Origin of the sequence: Granulicella pectinivorans (genome assembly GCF_900114625.1) — a bacterium.
Lineage (GTDB): Bacteria > Acidobacteriota > Terriglobia > Terriglobales > Acidobacteriaceae > Edaphobacter > Edaphobacter pectinivorans.
Map to the genome: position 1 here is coordinate 321659 of NZ_FOZL01000002.1, position 22433 is coordinate 344091.

The 22433-nt window shown below is 62.9% G+C and carries 17 protein-coding genes; 7 read left to right on the top strand and 10 right to left on the bottom strand.

The window, feature by feature from the left end; all coding sequences use genetic code 11:
• Nucleotides 1–49 precede the first annotated feature (49 nt).
• From rplC to BM400_RS19290, 7 genes are all read right to left on the bottom strand, one after another.
• Entirely contained in the window at nucleotides 50–766 is a 717-nt protein-coding gene (gene rplC, locus BM400_RS19260; RefSeq protein WP_089842863.1) for a 50S ribosomal protein L3, read from the bottom strand.
• Nucleotides 767–866: 100 nt separating this feature from the next.
• Nucleotides 867–1184, bottom strand: coding sequence for a 30S ribosomal protein S10 (gene rpsJ / locus BM400_RS19265; protein ID WP_013581294.1), 318 nt, complete (start codon nucleotides 1182–1184; stop codon nucleotides 867–869).
• 246 nt (nucleotides 1185–1430) lie between these two features.
• Nucleotides 1431–2618 carry an elongation factor Tu gene (gene tuf / locus BM400_RS19270; RefSeq protein WP_089842866.1) on the bottom strand — a complete coding sequence of 396 codons (1188 nt, stop codon included), beginning with the start codon at nucleotides 2616–2618 and terminating at the stop codon, nucleotides 1431–1433.
• Nucleotides 2619–2707: 89 nt separating this feature from the next.
• Entirely contained in the window at nucleotides 2708–4801 is a 2094-nt protein-coding gene (gene fusA / locus BM400_RS19275) for an elongation factor G (RefSeq protein WP_089843930.1), read from the bottom strand.
• A gap of 97 nt (nucleotides 4802–4898) precedes the next feature.
• Complete coding sequence (rpsG, locus tag BM400_RS19280; RefSeq protein ID WP_089842869.1) at nucleotides 4899–5369, bottom strand: 30S ribosomal protein S7; 471 nt, start codon at nucleotides 5367–5369, stop codon at nucleotides 4899–4901.
• 113 nt (nucleotides 5370–5482) lie between these two features.
• On the bottom strand, nucleotides 5483–5881 hold the full coding sequence (gene rpsL / locus BM400_RS19285; protein ID WP_089842873.1) for a 30S ribosomal protein S12: 399 nt from the start codon (nucleotides 5879–5881) through the stop codon (nucleotides 5483–5485).
• Between the two features lie 523 nt (nucleotides 5882–6404).
• Nucleotides 6405–7166, bottom strand: coding sequence for a bestrophin-like domain (locus BM400_RS19290; RefSeq protein ID WP_089842876.1), 762 nt, complete (start codon nucleotides 7164–7166; stop codon nucleotides 6405–6407).
• Nucleotides 7167–7264: 98 nt separating this feature from the next.
• On the opposite strand from BM400_RS19290, the gene BM400_RS19295 reads away from it, so the two are divergent.
• The 3 genes from BM400_RS19295 (at nucleotide 7265) to BM400_RS19305 (ending at nucleotide 12731) form a co-directional block, all read left to right on the top strand.
• Nucleotides 7265–8116 (top strand): FecR domain-containing protein, encoded by an 852-nt coding sequence (locus BM400_RS19295; protein ID WP_089842878.1) that lies wholly within the window; start codon nucleotides 7265–7267, stop codon nucleotides 8114–8116.
• A gap of 43 nt (nucleotides 8117–8159) precedes the next feature.
• Complete coding sequence (locus tag BM400_RS19300) at nucleotides 8160–10199, top strand: S9 family peptidase (protein WP_089842881.1); 2040 nt, start codon at nucleotides 8160–8162, stop codon at nucleotides 10197–10199.
• Between the two features lie 273 nt (nucleotides 10200–10472).
• Nucleotides 10473–12731, top strand: coding sequence for a YncE family protein (locus tag BM400_RS19305; protein WP_141224015.1), 2259 nt, complete (start codon nucleotides 10473–10475; stop codon nucleotides 12729–12731).
• A gap of 182 nt (nucleotides 12732–12913) precedes the next feature.
• Here the strand turns inward: BM400_RS19305 and nusB are convergent, their stop codons facing one another.
• Nucleotides 12914–13336: a transcription antitermination factor NusB gene (gene nusB / locus BM400_RS19310; protein WP_089842887.1), complete on the bottom strand. Its 423-nt coding sequence runs from the start codon at nucleotides 13334–13336 to the stop codon at nucleotides 12914–12916.
• Nucleotides 13336–14208, bottom strand: a complete 873-nt coding sequence (gene ribH / locus BM400_RS22665; RefSeq protein WP_089842889.1) for a 6,7-dimethyl-8-ribityllumazine synthase — start codon at nucleotides 14206–14208, stop codon at nucleotides 13336–13338. Before ribH ends, nusB begins: the two co-directional genes overlap by 1 nt.
• A gap of 111 nt (nucleotides 14209–14319) precedes the next feature.
• On the opposite strand from ribH, the gene BM400_RS19320 reads away from it, so the two are divergent.
• The 4 genes from BM400_RS19320 to BM400_RS19335 all read left to right on the top strand — a co-directional run bounded on the left by BM400_RS19320 (nucleotide 14320) and on the right by BM400_RS19335 (nucleotide 18410).
• Nucleotides 14320–15102: an enoyl-CoA hydratase/isomerase family protein gene (locus BM400_RS19320; RefSeq protein WP_089842891.1), complete on the top strand. Its 783-nt coding sequence runs from the start codon at nucleotides 14320–14322 to the stop codon at nucleotides 15100–15102.
• 515 nt (nucleotides 15103–15617) lie between these two features.
• Nucleotides 15618–16184: a hypothetical protein gene (locus BM400_RS19325; RefSeq protein ID WP_245782038.1), complete on the top strand. Its 567-nt coding sequence runs from the start codon at nucleotides 15618–15620 to the stop codon at nucleotides 16182–16184.
• Nucleotides 16185–16382: 198 nt separating this feature from the next.
• On the top strand, nucleotides 16383–17861 hold the full coding sequence (gene mctP, locus BM400_RS19330; protein WP_425432408.1) for a monocarboxylate uptake permease MctP: 1479 nt from the start codon (nucleotides 16383–16385) through the stop codon (nucleotides 17859–17861).
• A 66-nt stretch (nucleotides 17862–17927) separates the two neighbouring features.
• Nucleotides 17928–18410 (top strand): DUF1440 domain-containing protein, encoded by a 483-nt coding sequence (locus BM400_RS19335; RefSeq protein WP_089842896.1) that lies wholly within the window; start codon nucleotides 17928–17930, stop codon nucleotides 18408–18410.
• Nucleotides 18411–18466: 56 nt separating this feature from the next.
• Here BM400_RS19335 and BM400_RS19340 read toward each other — a convergent pair whose 3' ends face one another.
• Entirely contained in the window at nucleotides 18467–22192 is a 3726-nt protein-coding gene (locus BM400_RS19340; RefSeq protein WP_089842900.1) for a GumC family protein, read from the bottom strand.
• Nucleotides 22193–22433 lie beyond the last annotated feature (241 nt).

The following is a 22433-nucleotide window of genomic DNA, read 5'->3' on the forward strand; positions in this document are numbered from 1 at the left end:
AGCGCCTTGAGGGGTAAGCCTCAAGGCGCTTTGTTGAAAAGCTTTTTCTTTACTTCTTCTTGGACGGAGCAGCCTTTTTGGAAGCCTTGAGAGCATCCTTCGTGGCGGCACCGGCGAATCCACGACGCTCACGCGGCGGAGCCTTCGCCTTCGAAATCAGCACGAAACCATCACGCGGTCCCGGTACCGCGCCTTCGACGAGGATCAGGTTGTCCTCGAGGTCGATGCCGCGGATGCGGAGGTTGCGAACCGTGATCTGCGCGGCGCCCATGTGACCAGGCATACGCTGACCAGGGAAGACGCGCGAGGGGAACGACGAAGCGCCGATCGAGCCCTGCACCTGGAACATGTGACCGTGCGACTTGGGTCCGCCGCCGAAGCCGTGGCGGCGAATGACGCCGGCAAAGCCGCGGCCCTTCGAGGTGCCGATGACATCGACGAAGCGCTCATCGTTGAAGATATCAACGAGGATGCGATCGCCGGCCTTAGCCTCTCCGGTCGAATCGACGGCGACTTCCTTGATCATCTTGACGGGCGGCACGTTCGACTTTGCGAAGTGACCGGTCATCGCCTTGTTAACCTTCGATGCCTTCACGAAATCGACATAGCCGATCTGGGCGGCATCGTAGCCATCCTTCGCGATGGTCTTGAGCTGCGTGATGACGCACGGGCCAGCCTTCAGAACGGTCACGGGATGAACATCGCCGCGCTCGTCGAAGATCTGGGTCATGCCAATTTTCTTACCGAGGATTCCTGCTACGGACATTGCTGTTTCCTTTCCTCATCATGCTCCTGGAGAGCACTGCCGGGTTATGAGCCTTGGCCGCTGGCTCCCTGCGGGGAACAAGCGGCTAGTAGCTGGTTGCTTACTTCTGAACCGTTTTGATCTCGACGTCGACACCGGCGGGCAGATCGAGCTTCATCAGGGCATCCACCGTCTGCTGCGTGGGCTCCAGGATGTCGATCAGGCGCTTGTGCGTGCGGATCTCGAAGGCCTCGCGCGACTTCTTGTCGACGTGGGGCGAACGCAGAACGCAATACTTGTTCTTCATCGTGGGAAGGGGAATCGGGCCGGCAACCTGGGCTCCGGTGCGCTTGGCCGTCTCGACGATCTCACCGGTGCTCGTGTCGAGTACGCGGTAGTCGTACGCCTTCAAACGGATACGAATTCTCTGTCCAGCCATGGTAATTCTCTTTTCTTCGTACAAAGATCAGTTGGAGTGACCTGTCGGCGATGAACATCTACACCATCCGGCAGCCCTCGGTTATCTAGAAAAAGCACAACCTTTTAACTTTACAGTAATTCTTGGGCTTGGTTGCCCAAAAAAGTGCAAAAAACATCATTTTTTTCTGCCCCGAAGCGGCCCGGAAACATCCGGGCCGCTCATGCACTCGACCAGAGTTTGATCCCTGTTCGCTTATCCCTGCACTTACTTGATGATCTCGGAGATCGTACCGGCTCCGACCGTGCGTCCGCCTTCGCGGATCGCAAAGCGCAGACCCTTCTCCATCGCAACCGGCGTGTGCAGCGTAATCTCGAGCTGCACGTTATCGCCCGGCATCACCATCTCGATACCGGCCGGCAGCTTCGCCGAACCCGTCACGTCGGTGGTACGGAAGTAGAACTGAGGACGGTAGCCGTTGAAGAACGGAGTGTGACGTCCACCCTCTTCCTTCGACAGCACATAGATCTCACCCTTGAACTCGGTGTGCGGCGTGATCGAGTTCGGCTTGGCCAGAACCATGCCGCGCTCCACGTCTTCCTTCGCGATACCGCGGAGCAACAGACCCGCGTTATCACCGGCAAGACCCTCGTCAAGCTGCTTCTTGAACATCTCGACGCCGGTGCAAACCGTGTTCTGCGTGTCGCGGAATCCAACGATCTGGCAGGCCTCGCCCACCTTGATCTTGCCGCGCTCGATACGGCCCGTCACCACGGTTCCACGACCCGAGATCGAGAAGATGTCTTCGATCGGCATCAGGAACGCCAGGTCCACCGCGCGCTCCGGCTGCGGGATGTACTTGTCGACCGCAGCCATCAGCTCGTCGATCTTCGCTTCCCACTGGGGCTCGCCGTTCAGCGCGCCCAGAGCCGAACCACGGATGATCGGGGTGTCGTCGCCAGGATACTCATACTTGTCCAGAAGCTCGCGGACTTCCATCTCGACCAGCTCAATCAGCTCTTCGTCTTCGACGGCGTCGCACTTGTTCAGGAACACCACGATGTACGGAACGCCAACCTGGCGAGCGAGCAGAACGTGCTCCTTCGTCTGAGGCATCGGACCGTCGGTCGCGGCAACCACCAGGATCGCGCCGTCCATCTGTGCCGCACCGGTGATCATGTTCTTGATGTAATCGGCGTGGCCCGGGCAGTCGACGTGCGCATAGTGACGGTTCGGCGTCTCGTACTCCACGTGCGAGGTCGCGATCGTGATACCGCGCTCACGCTCTTCCGGAGCGTTGTCGATCGTGTCGAACGAACGGAAGGTGTTGTTCGGGTTGTGCTTCGAAAGAACCTTCGTGATCGCTGCCGTCAGCGTCGTTTTGCCGTGATCGATGTGACCAACGGTGCCAATGTTGACGTGCGGTTTCGACCGGTCAAACTTTTCCTTACCCATAAAAAACTCCTTCTAACAAAAAGCTTCTGTTCCTTCAATTTCGTTGAGGCCCTGGTGAAGACGAAGGCCAGATCTTTGGCTATCGTTCTTTACTTCGGTTCCTTACCCTGAACCTTGGCGATGATCTCTTCCGAAACCGAACGCGGAGCCTCTTCGTACTGCTTGAACTGCATCGAGTAGTTCGCACGTCCCTGCGTCGCGCCGCGCATGTGCGTGGCGTAACCGAACATCGTGGACAGCGGCACCGTCGCACGGATGGCCTGCGTGTTGCCAACCATCTCCATGCCTTCGATACGGCCGCGGCGGCTGTTCAGATCGCCGATGATCGTACCCATATAGTCTTCGGGCACGGTCACTTCGACCGACATCACCGGCTCGAGCAGCACAGGCTTGGCCTTGCGTGCGGCTTCCTTGAACGCCATCGAACCGGCGATCTTGAATGCCATTTCGTTCGAGTCGACGTCGTGGTAGCTTCCGTCATACAGCGACACCTTGATGTCCACCATCTCGTAACCGGCAAGGATTCCGCCCTGCATGGCTTCCTGAATACCCTGGTCGATCGGCTTAATGTATTCCTTCGGAACCGTTCCGCCCTTGGTATCGTTGGTGAACTCGTATCCCTTCCCCGGCTCATTGGGGGAGATGCGAATCTTGGCGTGGCCGTAGTTACCCGAACCACCGGTCTGACGAATGTACTTGCCTTCCGCCTCGGCGTTCGAGCGGATCGTCTCGCGGTAGTTCACCTGCGGCTTGCCGACGTTGGCCTCGACCTTGTACTCGCGCATCATGCGGTCGACGATGATCTCAAGGTGCAGTTCGCCCATACCCGCAATGATCGTCTGGCCCGAATCGATGTCTGTGCGGACGTTGAAGGTGGGATCTTCCTGCGCGAGCTTCGCGAGGGCCATACCCATCTTCTCCTGATCGGCCTTGGTCTTCGGCTCCACCGCAACCTCGATAACGGGCTTCGGAAAGTCGATGGACTCAAGCACGACGGGATTCTTGTCCGAGCAGATCGTGTCGCCCGTGATGAGGTTCTTCAATCCAACCGCGGCGCAGATATCGCCCGCGAGGATCTCCGTGATCTCTTCACGCTTGTTGGCGTGCATCTTCAGCAAACGGCCGATACGCTCCGTCTTGCGGGTACGCGGATTCAGCACCGAGTCCCCGGTCTTCAACGTACCCGAGTAGACGCGGATGAAGATCAGCTGGCCGACGAACGGGTCAGTCATGATCTTGAAGCCCAGAGCCGAAAGCGGCTCGGAGTCTTCGGGCTTGCGGATGATCTCCACTTCCATGTTCTCAGGATCGTGTCCGACCATGGGAGGGATGTCGAGCGGGCTGGGCAGGTACGCCACAACCGCGTCGAGCAGCGTCTGCACGCCCTTGTTCTTGAACGACGAACCGCACAGCACCGGGAAGATGTTCATCGCGATGGTGGCCTTGCGGATACCGGCCTTGAGCTGAGCCTCGGTGGGCTCCTCGCCCTCCAGGTACAGGTTCATGATCTCGTCGTCGGAGTCGGCAACAGCCTCGATCAGCACCTGACGGGCTTCCTTGGCCTTGTCGAGCAGGTCGGCGGGAATCTCTTCCACCGAGTACTCGGCGCCCATGGTCTCATCGTGCCAGTAGATGGCCTTCATCGTGACGAGATCGACGACTCCGAGGAACTTGGCCTCGGCACCAATCTGGATGTTGATCGGAATCGCACGCGCGCCCAGGCGGTCGACGATCGTCGAGGTCGCATAGACGGCATCCGCACCGGCCTTGTCCATCTTGTTGATGAAGCAGATACGGGGAACCTTGTACTTGTCGGCCTGGCGCCAGACCGTCTCCGACTGGGGCTGCACACCGGCAACCGCGTCGAAGCAGGCGACCGCCCCGTCAAGCACGCGGAGCGAACGCTCCACCTCAGCGGTGAAGTCCACGTGACCCGGAGTATCGATGATGTTGATGCGGATGCCGTTCCACTGACAGGTGGTCGCAGCGGAGGTGATGGTGATACCACGCTCCTGCTCCTGCTCCATCCAGTCCATGGTCGCGGTGCCCTCGTGCACCTCGCCGATACGGTGGTTGACGCCCGTATAGAAGAGGATGCGCTCGGTCGTCGTCGTCTTGCCGGCGTCGATGTGAGCCATGATGCCAATGTTGCGGCATTTGTCGAGAGTGATAGTGCGTGCCACGGTCAAGTCTCTTGTCTGCTGGCGCCTGGCCAGCGGTTGTGATGCGGTTGAATCTAAACCCTCAGGAAGAGAAGCCCTTGCTTAAGGGGCTCCGTCATTACCAGCGGTAGTGAGCGAACGCCTTGTTGGCTTCGGCCATACGGTGGACATCTTCCTTCTTCTTCATTGCGGCACCACGGCCGTTGGCGGCATCGAGCAGCTCTGCGGTCAACTTGTCGACCATGCCCTTTTCGCCACGGGCGCGACCATAGGTCACCAGCCAGCGGATCGCCAGCGACGTGCGGCGCTCCGGCAGCACTTCGATCGGCACCTGGTAGTTCGCACCGCCGACGCGGCGGCTCTTCACTTCCAGAAGCGGCTTGCAGTTCTCGATCGCCTTCTTGAACAGCTTGAGGGCTTCATCGCCACCCTTCTGCTCGAGGTTGGTCATGGCGGTGTAGAAGATGCCCTGGGCTGTCGACTTCTTGCCGCCCCACATCATCGAGTTCACGAACTTGGTGACCAGGGTCGAGTTGTAAACCGGGTCGGGGGAAACTTCACGCTTGGCGATATAACCTTTACGGGGCATGCTGTTCTCTTTCTCGTCTTCCTCCAGCGCTGGACTTCTCAAGAGCTGGACCTAGTTGCATTGAAGCAAAATGAACGAACAGGACCGGGGTCGCCCCCGGTCCCAAAACTTGACTACTTCTTGCCCGGGGTTGCCGCGCCGGCCTTCGGACGCTTCGCGCCGTACTTGGAGCGGCTCTGCATGCGCTTGGCAACGCCAACCGAATCCAGGGTTCCGCGAACAACGTGGTAACGCACACCCGGCAGATCCTTCACACGGCCACCGCGGATGAGCACAATCGAGTGCTCCTGCAGGTTATGGCCGATGCCTGGGATGTAGGTGGTAACTTCAATGCCGTTGGTGAGGCGTACACGAGCCACCTTGCGGAGAGCCGAGTTCGGCTTCTTGGGGGTCTGAGTGTAAACGCGGGTGCAAACGCCACGGCGCTGGGGCGAACCCTGCAGAGCGGGCGATGCGGTCTTGTAACGGGTCGGCGTGCGGCCCTGCTTCACGAGCTGATGGAATGTAGGCACTTCGGTGTTACTCCTTATCGGTATTACCCGAATTCTTTTATTCGGGCTCGGCGCAGGGCAGCACCTTCGCTCAATGGCACCCCTCTGCACGTACACCACACACGCAAAGGGCGGAGCACGCGAACGCACTCCGGGCGAAGTTCTGAATCCTGCGCGCGGCCGTACAGCTAACCGTGCGTTGTGTTCCCTGCTTCACGTCTGAGGTGATAACAGTCGACTGTGACCTTACGTGCTGGCCGTCTTCGCAGACCTGCCTGGCAGTGGCTCAGTTTCGCTGTCCCGGCCCGCATAGCCCTCTCAGAAAGGGTATTCGCAGGCACGATTGCGATGGGTCGCAGAAGGTTTCTCTACGTTGAATCTCTTGTATCCAGTGATTTTGAACCGGGAAGAACTTCGCCGATCCACCCCGCCGCAGCCACACAACGGGAAGCTCCGGATACTCGCGGAACCTTCTCATAGTACCGAGTTCTGCGATTTGCGTCAAGGAATCAGGACAGTCAATTGACCCTCTGCTCCACATGCCCTACCGCTTCAAACTGCCCGACAACGCCACCAGATTCTCCGGCGTGACCTTGATAATCCCGCCACGCGGGCTGTCAATGTCGGCGATCAGGAAGAACGAAACCGCCGCCAGCAGAGGAAGCAGCGTCCCCAGCCAGAACCGTGGCCTCCGTACGTTGTACCCCTGCATCCCGTTCGCCCCAATTCCCACCGCAAAAAGCAAAAACCACGCCGCCGCCGGAATCCGGTTCCACATCGCCGCCTGCATGTACCCCTGGGCGTTCAACACGTCGTTCATGCCGCCAACCACCAGCGTGGTCACCGCGGTCGATTGATCCGGCCCCGGTGCCTTCACCCCATCCCAGAGCAACGCCTGCAACCGGTCCGTCTCCCGATCGATCTCCCGCCGCCGCTCCGTGAAACGGGGCGTGACGTAGTACTCAATCCTCAAGTCGGTATAACGGACCAGCAATCCCTTCAGCCGCGCGGCATCCGCCGCAGGCAGCAGATCCGCCCGCAGGTACTCCGTGCCGATCGCATTGGCCTCGCCCTCTTCGAGCGTCTTCCTCTGGTCATACCGCGAGATCGCCATCGAAAAGCTGAACCCGATAATGAGGCCCAGCAGCGTCAAGGTAGCCCCCAGCACTACCCCCAGGTCCTCCCGCTCCTCCGGATGCACCTCATCCCGGCGACGGCGGAAGAGGATCCCGACCCATGTCGCGGCGAACAACAAGGCAAAGGCGAGAAGAAACACGAGAAACGGAGAGTCCATCAAACGGCTCATGGGGCGCGACCTTTGGAAGATGTGGGGACAGTGTACCGTCCACCCCGCACATGAAACGTTTTGCTCCAGCGCCCATCTAACAGTGCAGAGGTTTTGTTATGCCAAGGCTGAATGCTATTCTCCTCTCCCTGGCGGCCCTGTGCGGCTCCGCCCTCAGTCAGAGTCCCCTCCCCACCGGTCCCGCCGTCGTCTCGTATGTCGAAGGACAGGCCTCGCTCGAAGGTCATCCGCTCTCCCACGTCGCCGGCTCCGCCTCCCTGCAACCCGGACAGTACGTCGCCACCGGCAACGGTAAGGTCGAGATCGTGCTCGCTCCCGGCGTCTTCCTCCGAGTCGGAGACGACAGCACCGTCCAAATGGTCGCCGCCGACGCCACCCACACCGAAGTCCGTCTCGAGCAGGGCCGCGCTGATGTCGAAGCCGTCGGACTCCCCGAAGGGAACAACATCCTGATCGACATGAAGAACGGCCAGACGCACCTGCTTGAACGCGGCCTGTACAGCTTCAACGACGCTGCCTCCACGGTCCGGGTCTTCGAGGGCAAGGCCGAGTCCTATCCCGGCGCCGACCTCACCTCGGACATCAAAGCCATCGAGATCAAGGGTGGTCACGAGCTTGCCCTGTCCGCCGCGCCATTCAAGCCGCGCAGCTTCGACAAAGACAAGTCCGAAGACGCGCTCTACCTGTGGGGCGACCGCCGCTCCGGCCTCCTGACCGCGAACTACGCCGGCGACTCCGGCTACTACCCCGGTTATTCCAGCGGATACTGGGGCGGATACGGCTATCCCTACTACGGATATGGCCTCTATGCCCCTTACGGCTACGGCTTCTACGGATACCCCTATTACGCCGGAGGCTTCTTCTACGGAGGAGGCTGGGGCTATCGTGGCGGGTGGGGAGGCTGGCGTGGCGGCGGAGGCATCGGCCGGCCTGGCGGCTGGCGGCGCTAAACGCGCCTGATATACCACGCGGAAACGGTGCTACGCTTTCTCCATGAGAAAACGCAGCACCCTTCCCCTCCTGTTCGCGGCCATGGCTGCGTCCGCGATCGCGCAGAGCGGCAACCCCGCGCCCGTCGAGCCGATGAAGACCCACGACCCTGTCGTGTTGGCCGCCATGAAGGCCTCCATCGGTCGCGTAAGCATGCCCGGACAGGTCGCCGTCTCTCCCGACGGCAAGTGGCTGGCCTACACGGTCGGCGGACGCTCCGGCGGCGGGCTGCATCTCCTGGAACTCGCCAACCCCGACCCCGCGAAAGACAAGATCATCACCCCGGGCAGCGAAACCTCCTGCGCGAACGGTGCGCCCGTCTGGTCGCCCGACGGAGCGTGGCTCGCCTACACCTCAAGCTGCACCTCCGCCACGGAAAAGCCCGGCCAGACGCAGATCTTCCTCTGGTCTAAAACCACCGGCACGTCCAAACAACTCACCCACCTCAACGGCCTCTTCCAGCAGGTCGCCTTCTCCCCCGATGGCAAACAGGTCGCCTTCCTCTTCGTCGAAAACGCCACCCGCTCCGCTGGAGCGCTCGCCGCGATGAAGCCCTGGTCCGGCGTCATCGGCGAAGATGGCATCGAGATCCAGCGAGTGGCCACCGTCGACCTCGCCACCGGCACGCTGAAGCAGGTCACCCCCGCCACCCTGCACGTCTTCGAGTTCGACTGGTCGCCCAACAGCAAGGAACTCGCCTACATCGCCGCCGCGCCGCCGGGCGAGAACAACTGGTGGGTCGCGGACCTCTACACCCAGGCCTTGGGCGCTGCTCCCAAAACCATCGTCGATACCGCCAAGGTCACCGGCGACCTCCACGGTCTGCAGATGGCCGTACCCCGCTTCTCCCCCGACGGCAAGCGCATCGCCTTCATCGGCGGCCTCATGTCCGACCAGGGCTCCACCGGCGGAGACATCTGGGTCGTCTCCGCCAAGGGCGGCGCACCCGTCGACATCACCCCCAACATCGACGGCACACCCTGCTACGAGGCGTGGGTCGACGACAACAAGATCGGCTTCGTCGAGGATCGCCGCGGATCCATCCGGCTGCCCGACTACGACGTCACCAAGCGCGCCGAGGTCCCCGGTTCCGCCCTCGATCTCGGTCAGGTCTCCCTCTCCGGCGGCGCCATCAAGGACGCCGTCTCCATCTCGCGCAATGGCATCTTCGCCTTCGTCAAGAGCGGCTTCACCCTCCCCGCCGAGGTATGGGCCGGCCCCGCCGATGCCATGAAGCAGATCACCCACCTGAACGACGGAGCCAAGCCGCCCGCCGGAAAGACCGAGTCGGTCGAGTGGACCAACGAAGGATTCCACGTCCAGGGCTGGCTCACCTACCCCGTCAACTACGATCCCGCCAAAAAGTACCCATTGATCGTCAGCGTCCACGGCGGACCGTCCTCCTCGATCGGTCCTCGCTGGGGCACCATGTCCACCTACTCGCTGGCCGGATACTTCGTCTTCCAGCCCAACCCGCGTGGCAGCTTCGGCCAGGGCGAAGCCTTCGCCGCCGCCAACAAGAAAGACTTCGGCTACGGCGATCTCCGCGACATCCTCACCGGCATGGACGCCGTCGAGAAGAAGGTCTCAGTTGATCCCAAACGCGAAGGCCTCACCGGCTGGAGCTACGGCGGCTTCATGACCATGTTCGCCGTCACCCAGACCCACCGCTTCCGCGCCGCCGTCGCCGGAGCCGGCATCTCCGACTGGCTCAGCTACTACGGCGAAAACTCCATCGACCAGTGGATGACGCCGTTCTTCGGCGCCAGCGTCTACGACGACCCAGCCGTCTACGCCAAAAGCTCGGCGATCACCTACATCAAGAACGTCACCACCCCCACGCTGGTGATCGTAGGCGATCGTGACGGCGAATGCCCCGCCCCGCAGTCGTTCGAGTTCTGGCATGCCCTGCGCGCGCAGGGAACGAAGACGCAACTGGTCGTCTACCCCAACGAGGGCCACGGCTTCCGCAACCCGGACAATATTCGCGATCGCACCGAGCGCGAAATGACCTGGTTCCAAACCGAAATGCCCGCCCAATAACACGTCGCTGGGCCCTCCCGGAGCTGCGTTCCGCGCTCATGGGAGGGCCCAGCGAAGCAGCCACACCTCACGAAGTGCCCGTCCCGCGCGGAGCGGGCCCATCCGCCAGGACACATTCTTGCCTTTTCCCGGGTTGCCAACAGCAACCTCGCCCGTCTAATCCCCATCGGTTGATTTGCTTCTCAACTACCAGCCTTCTACACTGGGGCTTGCGATATTCAGCATGTGCGGTGAGACCGTCTGGCTTGCAAAGCGGCTGGACGGGGAGGATCAATGCGTCGGTTTGTTACTTTAGTCGTTTTGTTGTTGTTTACGGTTCCTTTTGGACTCTCCATCTCGGGTTGTCATAAGGCAGCGGTCGTCACCTTCTGCGGTGGCGGCGACTCGGGCGTGGTCGTTGGACAGACGACGAATATCACGCTCCAGCCCAAGGTCTATGGAATCTCCCTGGCGTACGCACAGAAGGGCCAGATCTCCACGCCGGCCGCGACGGACTGCAAGGGGAACTCCACCTCGCCGACCAAGTACACCTACGGCACCACGGACATGACCATCGCCGACGTCAACCCGGCGACCGGTCAGCTCTGCGCCGGCACCTGGAACCGCAACGTGGGCGGCGGCATCGCCGACTACACGACCTGCAACCCGACCAACAAGACGGGTATCGCCTACGTGACCGCCGCGGCCGACAGCACCACCAGCAATCCCCTGCCGGTGTTCGTCCACCCCATCGTCACCAGCATCGTGCTCGGATCGCCCACGCCAACGGCCAGTTGCGCAACCGATCCCGACCCCTCGACCAACTGCTGCGCCGTCGCGCAGAATGCGTCGACCTCGGCGAATCCCTACACCGGCAATAGCTGCCTCTCGCAGGGCGTCACAGGCCAGCTCTCAGCCCGTGTCTACCAGAACGGCACCAACCTGCCCGCGGATAACATCAGTTGCTCGGTCGGTCACCTGACCTACACGCCGCAGGACACGACTATCGTGACCATCGATCAGAACGGTGTGGCCACCGCGGTCGCTCCCGGCTCGACCATCATCTCGGCAAGCGTCTCCTCGACGCCCAGCTCGGCCGGCTTCTTCTCCACCTGCCCGCCGGTCTCCATCGCCCTGACCAATCCCGGTGCAACCTCCATCGGCCAGAACAACACGCAGCCCCTGACGATCGTCGCCAAGGACACCAACAACACCACCCTGACCGGTCTGAACCTCGAGTACGTCTCGACCACGCCGGCAACCATCCCGGGCGGATCGAGCATCACCCCCACCTACCCCGGCGCGGCCTCCATTACGGCCTACTGCATGCCCGGAACCTGCAACCCGTCGCCGTTCAACCAGATCGGCCTCTTCGGCAACGGACTTCCGGTCAGCTCGAACAAGGTGCAGGTCACCTCGCCCGGAACCATCGGCACCATCCTCTATATCGCCAGCACCCAGTCGCAGTACATCGTTCCGGTGGACTTCACGACGACGACGCTCGGCACCCCGGTGCGCCTGCCTTACGTGCCCACCTCCATGGTCATCTCGGTTGACGGCTCGACGATCTACCTCGGCAGCACCACCGAGCTGATGGTCTACAACGCCGTCTCCAACGCCGTCACCCGCGAAGACACCTCCTCGCCGGGTCTGGTGCTCGCCGTCTCCCCCGACGGCAACACGGTCGTCATCACGGACCCCGTCCGCAAGGTGACCACGCTTGAAACGAGCGCAGGCGCCGTTATCACCACCTACGGCGCATCGAGCACGCATGCCGCCTGGACGCCTGACAGCCAGACTGTTTACATCACCGCGGGCTCTCAGCTTCTCGTCTACTCCACGCAGTCCGGCTGGCACGCCATCGCGCCAACCACCCCTGTGCTGGACGTCGCGACTACGACTCCCTCAGTCGGCGCTTACTTTGCCGGAGCGACCACCACGGCTCGCGGCTACTGCCCCATCACCACGGCCAACGGCACCACGTCGACCACCAACATCTTCTATCCGGACGCCGGCGTCGTGGGCCCCATCACCGATCGCATCGCCGCCACCAACGACGGCAACCACATCCTCGGCGTCACCGCGACGACGGGAACGCCCCAGTTGACCGACTTCGTCGTCGGCATCCCCTTCGGCTCCTGCCCTTCCACCGGTCTCAACTTCACCACGACCGCGACCAACCAGGCCTTCCTGACCGGCGTCACCGCGACGGCCATCACAGGTGTGGTTCCATCGACGGACTCGAGCGTGGCGTTTATCACCTACACCGGAACGGGCGGCGTCCTGCCCAGCTACATTCCGGCAGCCCCGGGCCCCGGGACGGTCGGTTCGGTGAAGCTCTCGGGTACGGCGATCGCACCGGTAGCCGGTGTCTTCAGCTCGGATAACACCACCTTCTACGTGGGCACCTCGGGCGACAATCTGGTCCACATCATCAACCGCACGACGATGACCGACACCAAGACGATCGCGCCGAACCTGCCCATCCTAAACGGCACCACTCCCGTGGCTCCGAACCTGATGGTCCAGAGGCCCCGGAAGACCACTTCCTAACCAGAACCCAGACACACATAAAAAGCCCTCTCGCAAGAGAGGGCTTTTTGCGTGCGGCTTGCAAACAAAGATCAAGCAACAACAGCAATCAGTACAGAGGCAAACAAGAAAAGGCGGATAAGCCAGGTTTCCCTGTCCTTATCCGCCTTTGATCCTTCGTCTCCAGCTTTCCTTGTCTTGCCCTACGCCAGACGAGCCTTCAAAACCGCCTTGCCAATGGCATCCAGCACGCCATTCAGGAAGTGGATCGACTCCGGCGCCGCATAGCGCCGAGCGACTTCCAGCGTCTCGTTGATGATGATCGGCCCAGGCGTATTGGGGAATCCCAGCATCTCCGCCGTGGCGGCACGCAGGAGGTTCCGGTCGACGACAGGCATACGCTCGATGCGCCAGTTCTGCGCATGCGCCTGGATCAGGTCGTCGATCTCGTCCTCCCGGACCGTGGCGATGCGATAGAGATCCTCGGCGAACGAACGAGTCTCCTCGTCCACATCGTCCCGCGAGGTCCAGAAAAGCTTATTCACCTGCTCCGGAGTCTGTTTGCCCAGGTCGCCCTGGAAGAGCATCTGCATGGTGAGTTCGCGCGACTTGCGGCGGGTTCCCATTATTCGGCCACCTTCAACTTTCTCTGTATCGATACCATTTCAATCGCGGCGCTGGCCGCTTCGAATCCCTTGTTCCCTGCCTTCAACCCGGCGCGATCCAAAGCCTGCTCCAGCGTCTCGCAGGTCAGCACGCCAAACGCGTGCGGTACACCCGTATCCTGCTGCGACTGCCCGATGCCGCGCGCGACCTCGTTGTAGATCGCCTCATAGTGCGCCGTCTCTCCACGCAGCAGGCAACCGAGCGTGACGATCGCGTCGAACTTCTTCGACTCCGCCAGCGTGCGCGCCGCGTTCGGAACCTCCCAGGCTCCGGGCACCCGCACAATCTGGATGTCGGCCATCTTCGCCCCGCTGCGCGTCAGGCAATCGATCGAGCCCTGCAGCAGACGGTCGGTGATGACGGTGTTCCAGCGCGTGGTGACGATGGCAAACTTCATCCCAACCGCCGAAAGATCGCCCTCCACCGCCGGATGCTGTCCATGCAGCGGGTTCTCCGACTGCCAGAAGCCGATGGTGTCCTTGGCATCCGCGCTGAGCTGCACGGTGAACAGCCGCGAATTCCAATGCGTCTCGGCAACCGGCGAAAGGCGAGCCGCGGCATCCTCCGAACGAAGGTGCGCGGCCATCCACCTCTGCACAGCGGCGTGGACATGGTCGAGCTGCGTCACTTCGATCAGGGTCTCGGGGACGGCAGGCGCACGGCCGGTGACGAGTTCAAGATTGCCCATGGGAGCGAGAAACGCTGAGCCGCGGCCGGTGCTGTCGTCCCAGCCCTTTCCGGGTTCGAAGCCAAGGGCGCTGAGAAGACTGGAGAGCTGGTCGAACACGTCGGAAGAGGGCACGGCGCGGACGAGCGTAATTCCTTTGATCATAGGTTGATTGTATCGTTCCGCAGCACCACGCGCCGTCCACGCTTTCCATACATTGGCCCACGGAGAAGCGAACGTTTCGAACCAGGGCGTACAGTGTTGGGTGGAGGAATCATGGCATTCGAAACCCTGCTCCTGACGTCCGAAAACGGCATCGCCACCCTCACGCTCAATCGTCCCCAGGTGCTGAACGCCCTGAATGCGCAGGTCTTCGACGAACTCGAACAAGCCTTCACCGGGCTCGCCGCCGACGCGGCGGTGCGCGTCGTACTCGTGACTGGCCATGGAGATAAGGCCTTCGCCGCAGGTGCCGACATCAAGGAACTCGCCGTAGCCGACGCCTCCCTGGGCGAGCTTCTCTCCCGCCGCGGACAGGGCGTCTTCCGCCAGATCGAAACATGCGGCAAACCCGTCATCGCCCTCATCAACGGCTTCGCCCTCGGCGGAGGCTGCGAGCTGGCCATGGCCTGCACCATGAGAATCGCCAGCGAAACCGCGAGACTGGGCCTCCCCGAGGTCAAGCTGGGGCTGATCCCCGGGTACGGTGGCACGCAGCGACTCCCGCGCCTTGTGGGCACGGCCACCGCCTTGAAGATGATGCTGACCGGCGAGATGGCCGGCGCCGCGGAGGCTCTGCGGCTCGGCCTGGTCGATGAGGTGGTCCCACCCGAGGGACTGTTGGCGCGCGGGCAGGAGTTGGCCGGCACGATCGCCGCCGCGGCCCCGCTGGCGGTTAAAGCAGCACTGGAGGCCGTGCGTCGCGGCGCTTCGCTCGGCATCGAGGATGGCACCGTGGTGGAAGCGGAGATTTTCGGGAGGCTCTGCGGGTCGGAGGATAGGAAGGAAGGCACCAGCGCCTTCTTAGACAAACGGAAGCCGGTCTGGTCCGGGAGGTAATCGGAGCGCCTAACCTGCGCACTCGAACTTCTGGCGGCTGGCCTCGGAACAGAACCAGAAAGTCTCCCCCTGCACCATGCATTCGCGAATGCTGACCATGCCGCCACAGTCCGGGCACGGGCACTGAACGAAGTAATCGGGGTGCAGGAACAGCTTCCACCGGGTGTAGAGATTCTGAAGAGGACCTCTCCTGGCTTTCCTTCGTTCCACTTTTCTGAAAATGGGTCGTGCTGAGCGACTCGCGAGATTCAAGGTATCCACCTTGTCGTTTGGGGGTAGACTGCGTATTTTTTTGAACTTTGCGGTACGAGAGAATTCTATGCCAGATGTGCGGTCGAAAAAATCCGGTAAGTGATTGAATTTTCTACATTACGCCGGTAATATGCCAGTTTAGTTACCGCTTTCGAAGCTGGCGTGGGCTGTGACGGCATCGCATGGGATGCCGATGTTTTCGGTGTGGTGCGGATACGCGATTTTTCCTGAAGAAGCAGTGGACAGCTTGCTATGCTGGTACGGTGCGTACCTTTCCTCTTCCCCTCCCCTCTCTGCAGCGCGCCGCATCCGCGGCCCTTTTGATGAGTCTTGCCGGTCTCGCCGGCTGCCATTCGGCGACGGCACCCTCGGCAAGCGGCACGGTCTCCGCGCACGAGGTTGTGGCAACCGAAGCTGCACGGCAACAGATGGAGTTGATCCCTCCCCCGTCGAAGACGCGCTATATGGCGATCCACACCCTGGCAAGCTGGGAGAATCCCTACGTGACCGTACAGGGCAACATGGTCACGCTGCATGTGCTGCTGGCGGATGCGAACACCAGCGGTATCGGCGAGGGCACGCTGCTGCGTCCGGTGGGCGCACGCCGGCAGGATCTGAATGTCAGGGTAAGCGATCTCCCCGCGGCACTGAACGCGATTCCGCAGAGCTCGTGGCCCTATGGCCGCGTTGTAGCCGTGGAAGAGGCCGGAAACATTCCGGTCAAGGCCAGACCGGAGGTCCGGCGCAATATGGAGTCCGCAATGGCAGTGCTGAACGACCTTGGCGTGGTCGTCTACGAGTGGACCGAGGGTGGAGCAGGGCTGCGCTAAAGAAGGCCACATACGCCCTCCACGAGCCTCTGTCACGTCGTGACGCTTCCAACGATCATGGCCCTCTCTGAGCGTGCCATGGCCTGACATCGCGCGGCAAGGCCGTACGAGCCAACGGCCAGGACAAGCTTCTCTCGGTTATATTTTCATTACATCGATATAACTCTGGGGGTTGTTCTGCACACGACGGCTTTGGTGGTGTTCTGCGGTATCTTTGCACTGGTTACGCTGGCAGGCTTCTGGGCGGCCAGGTGGAGACGGCCAGAGGCAGGCATGGCATCGCTCGAAGAGTGGGGGCTTGCCGGACGCAGCTTCGGCACCTGGATTACGTGGTTTCTCATCGGGGGCGATCTCTATACCGCCTATACCGTCATCGCGGTTCCGGCGGCTCTCTATGGAGCCGGGGCGATGGGTTTCTTCGCTCTGCCCTACGCAGTCATCGCATATCCGTACATGATGATCGTGCTGCCGCGCCTCTGGAATGTCTGCCACCGGCACGGGTATGTCACATTCGCCGATTTTGTCGGTGGGCGCTTTGGGAACAGGTGGCTGACGGTCGCGATTGCGCTAACCGGTGTCCTTGCCCTGATGCCCTACATCGCCCTGCAACTGGTCGGGATCCGTGTGGTGATCGAGGCGCTGGGCATCAAGGGTGAGTGGCCTCTCGGCGCGGCCTTCGTAGTCCTGGCGGCCTACACATACTCGAGCGGCCTGCGAGCGCCGGCGGTCATCGCCATCGTCAAGGACGTGATGCTGTACCTCATGGTGATCACCGCGCTGGTGATTCTGCCGGTGAAGCTGGGTGGGTATGCGCGTGTGTTTGAGCTGGCGCAGACCTCCCTCGCGAAGCACGGCGCTTCGACGATGCTCGCGCCCGGGCAGTTTCTGGCCTATTCGACGCTGGCCATCGGCTCGGCGATTGCGCTGATGCTCTATCCGCATACGGCCACGGCGGTCCTGAGCGCGGGCAGCGCGAAGGTCGTGCGGCGCAATGCGGCGATGCTTCCTGCGTACAGCTTCCTCCTGGGGTTGATCGCGCTGCTGGGCTATGTCGCACTGGCGTCGGGCGTAGTCGCGAAGAATCCCAATGAGTCCGTGCCTCTGCTGTTTCTCTCCGCGTTTCCGGAGTGGTTCGGCGGGTTCTGCCTGGCGGCGATCGCGGTCGGCGCGCTGGTCCCCGCGGCCATCATGTCCATTGCCGCTTCGAACCTGTTTACACGCAACCTGTACGGCGCATTCGCCACGACGCCTCTGTCGCCCAAAGGCGAGAGCGAGATGGCGAAGATAGTGTCGCTGCTGGTCAAGTTCGGCGCTCTGGTGTTTGTGCTCAAGCTGCCCGCAACCTATGCGATCGAGATGCAGTTGCTGGGCGGAATCTGGATTGGGCAGATGTTCCCCAGCGTGGTCATCGGCCTGTTTACCCGCTGGTTCAACCCCTGGGCCCTGCTGGTGGGTTGGGTGGTCGGCATGGGCACCGGCACCGGCATGGTGTGGGCGATGGGCATGAAGGGCTCGGTGTACCCGGTGCATGCGTTTGGCGGCGTCTATGCCATGTATGCGGCGGTGCCCGCGCTTCTGCTGAACCTGGCGGTGGCGACCGTATTGACACTCGCGCTACGGTTAGTGGGTGTGGGACGAGGAACCGATACGACCGATGCGACCGCTTACATTGGCTAAGGGCACCCCGGTCGGCTGGCTCTGCATCGAAGGGCAGAGTGATCCTTCGAAGGAAGAGGTTTTGGCATGAGCAACGTGGCAATCGAGAAGAAGACGGCGACCAGGTCGTTGGTGAAGGGGCTGATCGCCGGTTTGATCGGCGGTATTGCGGGCGCCGCGGCGAAGCATGTGGCCGAAAAGATCTATCCGCCCCGGGTCAAGGGCGAGCCCGTTCCTCCTGAGGTGCTGGCGCAACGCGTCGCGGGCGGAACGTTGACCACCGGCGAGAAGCAGGCCGCGGGCGAATCCGTTCACTGGCTCTTCGGAGCTTCGGCAGGCGCGGTGTACGGTGGCGTCGCCGAGTACTACCCACAGGCCACGTCCAAGGAGGGCGCGAGCTTCGGTCTCGTGCTCGCCACGGTCACCCACGAAGGCGTGCTTCCGGCGATCGGTCTGGTGACGACTCCGCAGAAGCAGAGCCAGCGCGAACAGACCAGCGAGATGACGTCGCATATCGTGTACGGGGTGGTGACCGAGATTGTACGGAGTGTCGTGAGGAAGATGCTTTAGAACGCAGGCAGCTTTAGCCGGAACGGGGATGCGCCAGGGCGCATCCCCGTTCTGCGTTAGCGGCGATTCTTGTCCTTGTCGTTCAGGTAGTCGGTGTAGGTGACATTGCCGTCCTTGTCCAGGTTCGTGGTCGGACGGCCAAGCTTCATCCGCTGCGACGGCGTCAGCCGGACTCCGCTGCGGTCCGTGGCGGGGTACACGCGCGAGCCGCTATCCCGGATGGCGGAGATGCGATCCGGAGCGCGTTTCTGCGGGTCGAGGGCTTCACCCCGCGGCGGCGGAGGCGGAGCGATATCGATCCAGGAATCACGGGACTGGGAATCACGGACCTGAGAGTCACGAAGCGGGGGTGCGGGGCGCTGCGGAGGCGAAGACGCCGCCGGACGATACGTCGTGCGGTCGTCGCGCGGTGGCGGCTCGGCGGGCCGATAGATGGTTCGGTCGTCGCGCTCTACCGCTGGACGCAGCCCCGGAGAGGGCTGCAGCGGAACCGACGGGCGGCGGATGAAGTTCTGAATCGTCTCGGGGTCTTCCCGACGAGGGGGCGTGGCATAGACCGGCGCAGGGGCGGGCGGCTGTGGAGACACGGATTTGCGGGCGTAATGGAACGGCGGTGCATCGTCATCGGTCGTCGAAGCAACCGGAGGCGCGGGCGACGGCGAAACCGGTGGCCAGACCGGCTGAGGAACCACAGGAACGACGGGGCGCGACTCCACCTCCGAGACGAATCCGGCAGCCGGCGCGCGAGGCGGAGCCGCCGTAGGACGAGCCGGAGGCACGTACGGGGCGAACTCCTCGGGAAAGACGAGGGCGCGAACCATCTCTTCGTAGGTCTGTGGACGGTTGGGAGCGCGGACGGACGCCGCTGCGGGCACAGGAGGCGTGTCCATCCTCGGTACAGGTGGAGCTTGCGCTGAAACCGGGGCGGCAGCAGCAGGAGGCCTTCCGGCCTTGGGAGCGCGATAGAGCGGGAAATCCGAGAGGTCGTCGGGGCTCGATGCAGCTTCGCTGGCGGCGGAAGAAGCCGGCGGAAGCACCGGCTCGGGCGCGAAGGCCTGCGGGGTTTCGCGTCGTGGGACCTGGTAGGGCGGCTTCACTGGCGGCAGAACGGGGTCGGGCACGAGCTCAATGGGATCGGAGGCGTAGGAGACAACCAGCTCGGGATCCGGCCTCAGGGCTGCTGGCGCGGCCGAGACCACCGGGGTACGCGGCGCGACGGGCGGCGCAGCGACGGGCGCCGGCGTCCGCACCGGAGGCGAGGAGAAGCGGAAGGCGGGTGCGGAGAGGGTCGAACTGACGCTCGTCAGGAAGGGATCGGGACGAAGGGTCGACGTGAAGGTCTGCGAGACGGCCTTCGGCTCTACAGCTGCGGGCGCCGCCTGCACCGGAGCGGCATACACCTCGCTGGTGGTCGGTACCGGCGGAGGAACATAGGCAGGCTCGGTATAGGCGGGTTTGGGCTGGACCGGCTCCACGGGAATCGGCTCCGTGGGAACCGATACGGACGGAACAGGCTCAACAGACGTTGGCTCCGAAGACTCCTGGGCAACTGCAGCGGGCGCGGCATCCTGGAGCGACGACCAGTACGAGAGAGGCGGCAGCGGAGACGGCCTTGGCTCGGGAACAGGCTGCGACCAGGGCGGTGTCGGATCCGGCAACGTAACGATCGGCTCCGGCTCGGGGGTGGGGACGGCCGAGAGAATGGGCTCCGCGCCCGGCTCCGGGACGGGAGGGGCTGTTTCCACCAGGGGAGCTCCACCGAAGGGCGCGGCAACAACCGGCGTGGCAGCGGCTGGCACAGCGGGCTGCTCGCCGGCAGCCTTCTCGCCATAGAACGCGTAGCCGGGCTTTGCCTCGTGCTCTTCCTGCATCACCGCCCCGCTGCGGGGGCTTGCGAAGAAAGAAGGGACAGCCGCATGGGTCGTTCCGGAAGACGCCCGCGCGAACGAAGGCGGCGCGTCGAAGTCTGCGGCCTCATCCCCTTCCCCGGACGGCGACTCCGAGGGGGAGACTGCCTGGTACTGATTGGGGTGAAAGATCTCCGCCGCCGGCGAGGGATGGGGCTCCGGTTCACCCTCCTCATCCGGTTCGACTGCCGCTTCGAACGGCGGGTGAAAGGTCTCGTCGTGAGCGCTTCGCGGGCCGGGAGAGAGGATATCCGAAAGCTTCGGGGCCTGTTCCAGAGGATCCCCGAGTGGATCGGGGAAGAGGGAGTCGTCCGCGTCCGGATCGCTATGGGTGTGAGAAACAGAGGAACCGGGCGCTGCGTACAGGAACGCTCCCGAATGCGAGGAGCGAATACGCGAGGGAAACTGGAGCTCCTGCTGCGGATCCTCCTGATCCTGTGCGGAGTCGTTCCCGTAGTCATGCGCGGCATCCGTCTCGGACGAGTCCTCAAACTCGTACTCATCGTCATCCTCCGTCCGCTCCTGCGCCTCGTACTCGCTGGCGTCCATCCCAGCGAAGAGAGTCAGGCAAGCGCCGAGGAAGATCACCGCGAGACCGATGGTAGCGGCATACAGCCACGGACTGGGGCTCGTCGCGGTATTGGAGAAGCTGGGACGGCTGGCCACCGCGACGTTCAGCCGCAACTGCTGGTCCATCGCGTCGGCGATACGGGCCTCGTTGGCGCGCTGCTCGGCGAGGCGGTAGGCAGACTGCAGGGCGGCGGCCTTGCTCTGCAGACCGGCAAGAGTCGGCGGCGGATGCTGGATGGAATCGAGCGTGGCCTGGAAGCCGGCGAGCTGGGTGGCCAGGCTGGTGCGCGTGGCATACAGGGTCTTAAGCTCGGCACTCGCCTGCGTGATCTCCTCCGTCGTGGACTGCCACAGGCTGTTTGCCGCGGGGTCGCGCTCCGGCGGGGTGGACTGCCGCGCAAGCTGCAGCGAGGCGTTGGTATCGGCAATCTGGCTGGCCAGCGACAGCGAAGCCCGCACGGCCTCCTCGTCCGTCGGCGGACGAGTCAGCAGAATGGCCTGCTCGTCCGTATAGATCGCCAGCATGGCATTCAACTGCGCGGTGGAGAGCAGAGGCATGGCCGCGCTTTGGTTGCGGCTCTTGTTGGTCCGGTCCAGCGGACGCGCGGGAATGGTGATCAGCTTGCGTTCCCCGGTCAGGATGCGGCCAATGGACGCGTCGATCTGCTCGTCGTTGCGCTGGATCTGGTGCGTCAGCGCAGCAATCTGGAGCGACGCCTCGGCCGCTGAGCCGACAGGCGTGGGCGGGTGGGCGAGACGGAAGGTGTCGAGCGCCAGTTGCGTCTGCTGCCACGCATCCCGCGCGCGATTCGACTCGGCGATGAAGAAGGCGGTCGCAGGCGTCGGGTGATCGACCTCCGACTGCGAGGCAAAGAACACGTCGAGGAGACGGCTGGCCAGCTCGGCCGCGCGATGCGGGTCTCCCGCCGTGACGACGACGTGAATGATGTTGGAGTTCGGCGCGACCGTGGTGATCAGTTGCTGCGAGAAAAGCGCGACCGCAGCCTGGTGACGTCCGATGTCGGCGGCGGTGTGGGTCGCGTCGGGCTGCGCCGGGTAGTCGGGGTCGACGACCTTGGCAGCCAGCTCCGGCGAGTGCAGAAGAGCGAGCTCCGACTGCATGCGCTGCTCATCGACGGTCTCCTCGCTGCTCGCGGTCAGCCGCGCCGAGAGCGGCAGCTTATTGCGAACCAGGATATCGAGGCTGGACTGGAACTGCCGGGGCAGGATGACCACAAGCGCGATCGCCGCCACGAGCAGAACACCCAGCCCAACCAGGATGGGGACGCGGTGGCGGAAGAGCATACCGAGGATGCCACGAGGCTGCCTCTCTGCGTATGCTTCGGATTCACTGTCCGAAAAGCGGTGGATCACGGTTGCGGTCCCTCGTGCGGGCGCTCTTGCGGGCTGAATCGATTGGTGTCCGCTGCGCCTGGTTCGCTTCGGATTATCGTAGCAGCGCAAGCGGGCTGCGGGGAGAGCCGTTTGCACGGTTGCGCAGGATCAAATCCAGCACGGGAATCCACAGGCTTTCACGAAACGGTGG

Coding starts and splice junctions, on each gene's coding strand:
- ribH (WP_089842889.1), bottom strand. CDS start 14,208: ATGATCAAAGGAATTACGCTCGTCCGCGCCGTGCCCTCTTCCGACGTG.
- BM400_RS19290 (WP_089842876.1), bottom strand. CDS start 7,166: ATGAGCCGTTTGATGGACTCTCCGTTTCTCGTGTTTCTTCTCGCCTTT.
- rplC (WP_089842863.1), bottom strand. CDS start 766: ATGTCCGTAGCAGGAATCCTCGGTAAGAAAATTGGCATGACCCAGATC.
- BM400_RS19305 (WP_141224015.1), top strand. CDS start 10,473: ATGCGTCGGTTTGTTACTTTAGTCGTTTTGTTGTTGTTTACGGTTCCT.
- BM400_RS19300 (WP_089842881.1), top strand. CDS start 8,160: ATGAGAAAACGCAGCACCCTTCCCCTCCTGTTCGCGGCCATGGCTGCG.
- BM400_RS19320 (WP_089842891.1), top strand. CDS start 14,320: ATGGCATTCGAAACCCTGCTCCTGACGTCCGAAAACGGCATCGCCACC.
- rpsJ (WP_013581294.1), bottom strand. CDS start 1,184: ATGGCTGGACAGAGAATTCGTATCCGTTTGAAGGCGTACGACTACCGC.
- nusB (WP_089842887.1), bottom strand. CDS start 13,336: ATGGGAACCCGCCGCAAGTCGCGCGAACTCACCATGCAGATGCTCTTC.
- rpsG (WP_089842869.1), bottom strand. CDS start 5,369: ATGCCCCGTAAAGGTTATATCGCCAAGCGTGAAGTTTCCCCCGACCCG.
- BM400_RS19340 (WP_089842900.1), bottom strand. CDS start 22,192: ATGCTCTTCCGCCACCGCGTCCCCATCCTGGTTGGGCTGGGTGTTCTG.
- BM400_RS19335 (WP_089842896.1), top strand. CDS start 17,928: ATGAGCAACGTGGCAATCGAGAAGAAGACGGCGACCAGGTCGTTGGTG.
- BM400_RS19295 (WP_089842878.1), top strand. CDS start 7,265: ATGCCAAGGCTGAATGCTATTCTCCTCTCCCTGGCGGCCCTGTGCGGC.
- tuf (WP_089842866.1), bottom strand. CDS start 2,618: ATGGGTAAGGAAAAGTTTGACCGGTCGAAACCGCACGTCAACATTGGC.